Raw genomic sequence first — 4,406 nt, 5'->3', positions numbered from 1 at the left:
GGCGTGCCCCGGGCAGTCTACGTGTGCGTAGTGGCGGGTCGGGGTATCGTATTCAACGTGAGAAGTGTTGATGGTGATACCACGCGCTTTTTCTTCCGGCGCGTTATCGATCTGGTCGAATGCGCGAGCGGCACCGCCGTAGGTTTTAGCCAGTACGGTAGTAATGGCAGCGGTCAGCGTTGTTTTACCATGGTCAACGTGGCCGATAGTACCGACGTTAACGTGCGGTTTTGTACGTTCAAACTTTTCTTTAGACATCGATTGTCCCTCTAAGACACGGATAAATCGGTGATATCACCACATCAACCAGGCAACACGCCCGACTTGTTGAATGCTAATAAACAGAAGAGAAAAACAGGAAGGAGAAAAGAAGTGGTGCTGATAGGCAGATTCGAACTGCCGACCTCACCCTTACCAAGGGTGCGCTCTACCAACTGAGCTATATCAGCACATCTTGGAGCGGGCAGCGGGAATCGAACCCGCATCATCAGCTTGGAAGGCTGAGGTAATAGCCATTATACGATGCCCGCATCCTGGAACTCGGCTACCTGATTTTCATTCTGCACTGAATATCGAGAGAAACTCTCTTTATTCGAGCCGGTAAGCGAACTTATCGTCTCGGGCTGCGCCATCGCGCGGCCGAAAATGGTGGTGGGGGAAGGATTCGAACCTTCGAAGTCTGTGACGGCAGATTTACAGTCTGCTCCCTTTGGCCGCTCGGGAACCCCACCGGACTTGATGGTGCCGACTACCGGAATCGAACTGGTGACCTACTGATTACAAGTCAGTTGCTCTACCTACTGAGCTAAGTCGGCATCAAGTAGCGCGCATTCTATGGAGACCTGCGTGCTCATGCAACTAAAAAATTGCATAAAATGTTCTATCGCTCACATTTTGCGCTATAAGAGACAAAAATGCTCTAATTTCAAACAAGAGAGCATAAATTTTCGGCATTTTACCGACCGTCTGACCAGGATACGACGCGGCATTTCAACGCTCCGTCGATAGAAAGCAATCTTCTGTATCTGGTATATTCGTCACATTGCTTCTCAGGGATAGCTTTCACAGCGAGATTTTTTCTTATTATTCCTCCCCATCTGGTGTTACCCTCCTGCCCATTGTCCAAATTAACTTAAATGTGACGTGCCGTTGCATGTCAGGGATGGCCCTCGTTCATCGCTGAACTGATGTAGCAATAGCAGCCAGAAACATGCTTATGAGTATAAAAGAGCAATCGTTAATGACGCCTTACCTACAGTTTGATCGCAGCCAGTGGGCTGCGCTTCGCGATTCTGTGCCGATGACCCTGACCGAGGATGAGATCGCGCAGTTAAAAGGCATTAATGAAGATTTATCGCTGGAAGAAGTTGCAGAAATATATTTACCTCTCTCCCGTTTGCTAAATTTCTATATCAGTTCAAATCTGCGTCGTCAGGCTGTCCTGGAACAGTTTCTGGGCACTAACGGCCAGCGAATCCCTTACATCATCAGTATCGCGGGCAGCGTCGCAGTGGGTAAAAGCACGACAGCACGCGTTCTGCAAGCGTTGCTGAGTCGCTGGCCGGAACACCGCCGTGTTGAATTGATTACCACAGACGGCTTCCTCCACCCAAACCAGGTGTTGAAAGAACGCGGGTTAATGAAGAAAAAGGGGTTCCCCGAATCGTATGATATGCACCGACTGGTGAAATTCGTTTCTGACCTCAAGTCGGGCGTACCGAACGTGACGGCGCCAGTCTATTCTCATTTGATTTACGATGTTATTCCTGAAGGGGATAAAACCGTCGCTCAGCCTGATATATTGATTCTTGAAGGTTTGAATGTTTTACAAAGCGGTATGGATTATCCTCACGATCCGCATCATGTATTTGTCTCTGATTTCGTTGATTTCTCTATTTACGTGGATGCGCCAGAAGAACTTCTTCAGACATGGTATATCAATCGCTTCCTGAAATTCCGCGAAGGGGCGTTTACCGATCCTGACTCTTATTTCCACAATTATGCGAAATTATCTAAAGAAGAAGCTGTTAATACAGCGACTTCGCTTTGGAAAGAAATTAACTGGTTGAATTTAAAACAAAATATTTTACCCACGCGAGAACGTGCCAGCCTTATTATGACCAAGAGCGCTAACCATGCGGTGGAACAGGTAAGATTGCGGAAATAACAGAAAAAAGGGGAGTACCGACTCCCCTTTTTTACTATTCGGCGCTTCGCAGCGATATTTCTCCGCCCATCCAGGGTTTAATCACGCCATCCTGTTCAAGCAATAATGCGCCTTGAGTATCAATGCCGCGAGAAATACCAAATATTTCTTTGTCGCCAATAATTAGTTTTACCGGACGATCAATAAAATTATCCAGTTTTTTCCAGCGCGAAAGATAAGGAGAAAGTCCTTCTTGCTCAAAAAGCTCAAGCGCAGCACGTAACTTATAAATCAGCTTTGCGGCCAGCATATTGCGGTCGAGCGTAATTCCGGCCTCTTGTAGTGTGATCCATCCCTGATTTATCACGTCCTCTTCTACGCGACGCATTGCCATGTTAATACCAGCGCCAATCACTATTTGTGCGGCATCGCCCGTTTTACCGGTTAACTCGACCAGAATACCCGCCAGTTTGCGGTCCAGTAGGTAAAGGTCGTTAGGCCACTTCACACGAACTTTATCTGCGCCCAGTTCACGCAGCACTTCCGCCATCACAATTCCAATGACCAGACTCAAGCCTATTGCCGCCGCAGGCCCCTGCTCCAGACGCCAGTACATTGAAAGATATAGATTCGCACCAAACGGTGAGAACCATTTACGCCCGCGACGACCACGCCCCGCCTGTTGGTATTCTGCTACACAGGCATCGCCTGAACGCAGCTCGCCAATTCGATCAAGTAAATACTGATTGGTTGAATCGATAACGGGCAATACCGCCACGTTTCCGCTATCCAGTTGGCTATGTATACGGTCAGCATCCAGTAACTGGATGGGTTCCGGTAAGCTATATCCTTTCCCGGGAACGGTAAATACATCTACTCCCCAGTCGCGTAATGTCTGGATATGTTTATTAATCGCCGCGCGGCTCATTCCCAGCCGTTCACCCAACTGCTCGCCTGAGTGAAACTCTCCGTCGGCAAGTAGTGAGATCAGCGTCAGGGGAACGGTAGTATCTTTCATGCAATGCTCTCCACAGCGTTCACCTCTCCGGACCGACCAATAAAGCGAACCTCAGGCTCCAGCCAGACATTAAATTTTTCACCCACTTTTTGCCGGACATGATGCGCCAGCGCCACCACATCTTTACTTGTCGCATCATTCGCATTAATCAATACCAGCGCCTGTTGGCGATGCACCGCAGCGCCGCCAATGGTGACGCCTTTCAACTGACATTGATCTATCAGCCAGCCTGCCGCCAGCTTTACTGAGCCGTCTGCCTGAGGGTAATGCGGCGCGTTGGGAAATCGTTCTAACAGTTCCATAGCGATATCGGCTGCGACAACGGGATTTTTAAAAAAGCTGCCCGCATTGCCATTCACTTTAGGATCCGGCAATTTTGTGGTGCGCATATGGCATACAGCATCAAACACCTGTTGCGCGGTGACCGTTTTCGGGTCCAGACGAGTAAGATCGCCATAGGTCAACACCGGCTGCCATTGCTTTGACAAACGCAGACCCACCGCGACGATCGCAACGCGATCCTGATATTCATTTTTGAAGATACTGTCACGATAGCCGAAACGGCATTCCGCCGCGGACAAACGCAGACGTTTTCCCGTTTCCAGTTCAACGCAGTCAACGTAGTCGCAGACGCGCTGTAGTTCTACGCCATACGCGCCAATATTCTGTATAGGCGAGGAACCAACGCAGCCAGGGATGAGCGCCAGATTCTCCAGGCCGGGCATGTTGTTGTCCAGCGCGTAGCGAACCTGCTGATGCCAGTTTTCGCCTGCGCCGACGTGTAGGTGCCAGGCGTCCGCGGTTTCATTGACCTCAATGCCTTTCAGGCGGTTAAGGATCACGGTGCCGGCGTAATTTTCCAGAAACAGGACATTGCTTCCTTCACCCAGGATCATAACCGGCAGTCCCTCACGAGTTGCTTGCTGCCAGGCGCTCAGTAGTTGTTGTTCGTTTTCAGCGCATACGATGTGCTTTGCACAATGATCAATGCCGAAGGTATTCCAGGGTTTTAGGGAGTGGGTCATGGCTGCTTTCCTGATACTCAATCGGCAATAGTTTACCGTATCTGTGTTGGGAAGGCTTGTGGTTATATTGAGGGTGGATCGGCGCGTCCCTGTAGGCTGGATAAGGCGGAGCCGCCATCCGGCAGACTACAGATAAAACAAAAGGCCCTGTCTTCCGACAGGGCCCTTCGTTTTATTTGATGCCTGGCAGTTCCCTACTCTCGCATGGGGAGACCCC

5 protein-coding genes and 4 tRNA genes are annotated in these 4,406 nt (G+C 49.8%); 2 read left to right on the top strand and 7 right to left on the bottom strand.

All coding sequences use genetic code 11. From position 1 onward, the window contains the following. The 5 genes from ACLJR2_RS23565 to ACLJR2_RS23545 all read right to left on the bottom strand — a co-directional run. Window positions 1-258: GTP-binding protein (locus ACLJR2_RS23565; RefSeq protein ID WP_000031673.1), on the bottom strand; the 258-nt coding region annotated here is incomplete at its 3' end. Between the two features lie 115 nt (window positions 259-373). Then, window positions 374-449 (bottom strand) — tRNA-Thr (locus ACLJR2_RS23560). Window positions 450-455: 6 nt separating this feature from the next. Continuing rightward, window positions 456-530: transfer RNA gene (locus ACLJR2_RS23555), tRNA-Gly, on the bottom strand. A 116-nt stretch (window positions 531-646) separates the two neighbouring features. Next, window positions 647-731 (bottom strand) — tRNA-Tyr (locus tag ACLJR2_RS23550). An 8-nt stretch (window positions 732-739) separates the two neighbouring features. Beyond that, window positions 740-815: transfer RNA gene (locus ACLJR2_RS23545), tRNA-Thr, on the bottom strand. A 19-nt stretch (window positions 816-834) separates the two neighbouring features. Between ACLJR2_RS23545 and ACLJR2_RS23540 the strand changes: the two genes are divergently transcribed. Together ACLJR2_RS23540 and coaA are read left to right on the top strand one after the other, a co-directional pair. Then, window positions 835-1,008, top strand: a complete 174-nt coding sequence (locus tag ACLJR2_RS23540; protein WP_001541267.1) for a hypothetical protein — start codon at window positions 835-837, stop codon at window positions 1,006-1,008. A gap of 208 nt (window positions 1,009-1,216) precedes the next feature. Beyond that, complete coding sequence (gene coaA / locus ACLJR2_RS23535; RefSeq protein ID WP_000023069.1) at window positions 1,217-2,167, top strand: type I pantothenate kinase; 951 nt, start codon at window positions 1,217-1,219, stop codon at window positions 2,165-2,167. A 34-nt stretch (window positions 2,168-2,201) separates the two neighbouring features. On the opposite strand, the gene birA is transcribed toward coaA, so the two are convergent. Continuing rightward, window positions 2,202-3,164, bottom strand: coding sequence for a bifunctional biotin--[acetyl-CoA-carboxylase] ligase/biotin operon repressor BirA (gene birA / locus ACLJR2_RS23530; RefSeq protein ID WP_000655746.1), 963 nt, complete (start codon window positions 3,162-3,164; stop codon window positions 2,202-2,204). Beyond that, the gene (murB, locus tag ACLJR2_RS23525; protein WP_000149800.1) at window positions 3,161-4,189 is read right to left on the bottom strand and encodes a UDP-N-acetylmuramate dehydrogenase; all 1,029 of its coding nucleotides are present in this window, start codon (window positions 4,187-4,189) and stop codon (window positions 3,161-3,163) included. The genes birA and murB overlap by 4 nt, the downstream gene beginning before the upstream one ends. Between the last annotated feature and the right edge of the window lie 217 nt (window positions 4,190-4,406).

It is taken from the genome of Salmonella sp. SAL03688, from assembly GCF_046551895.1.
Lineage (GTDB): Bacteria > Pseudomonadota > Gammaproteobacteria > Enterobacterales > Enterobacteriaceae > Salmonella > Salmonella enterica.
The sequence above is the reverse complement of the archived record's forward strand: the minus strand, read 5'-3'. Positions and strand labels throughout refer to the sequence as shown.